A 667-nucleotide genomic window follows, 5' to 3' on the forward strand; every position below is an offset into this window, starting at 1 on the left:
CTTCATCGGGACCTGACTTCTTGTTGAAGATGTCTGTCAGTTTCATGCTAAGGCTGTATCCTTCCAGAAGCTTGGGGAATTTATCAAAGAGAATGGCAGCCCTGGTCTTTTGCTGTTCATTCCATTTGCTCCAGTGTTTCAGTATAATATGCTTGCTTCTGCTTACTATCTGTGGCAGGGTTTCTCCGTTCTCCATTCTTTCAGGCTCCCATTTCCCTATTCTCTCCCTTTCCGCCTTACTCTTTGCTTCTTTCTTCTTTTGACGGTGCTCCCTGATAGCCTGATTTTCCGCATCAAGTACTTTCCACCGATAGCGTATTCTTAACTGGTCTACAGCTTCAGACATGAGCTGCTGTACATGAAAACGGTCATTGATCAGCTTTGCGGCAGGAAACACCTTTCTGACCGTCAGCATCATGGCTGAAGATAAATCTGTAGTGACAGTCTTGACAGACAGCCGTTTCCGGTGCGGAAGCCTGCGCAAGATTCCGCTTACCGCATCTGTGGCCACTCCACGAACCATTGCAACTAAAGCCCCCTTACGGCCTTTAGCTGCTTTATTGGTCAGAATCGTATAAACATCTCCATTGCTCAGGCAAGTTTCATCCAAAGAAAGGTTTTCTCCAATGTTTTCAGGATAAAGGAGGTAGTCATGCGCATGTTCGAG

1 protein-coding gene is annotated in these 667 nt (G+C 46.3%); it reads right to left on the reverse strand.

Annotated elements, in window-relative coordinates:
• Positions 1-667: transposase (locus RE317_RS20955; protein ID WP_303266297.1), on the reverse strand; the 667-nt coding region annotated here is incomplete at both ends.

Origin of the sequence: Phocaeicola sp. GP0067 (assembly GCF_031119655.1) — a bacterium.
In the GTDB taxonomy this organism is placed as follows: domain Bacteria; phylum Bacteroidota; class Bacteroidia; order Bacteroidales; family Bacteroidaceae; genus Phocaeicola; species Phocaeicola vulgatus.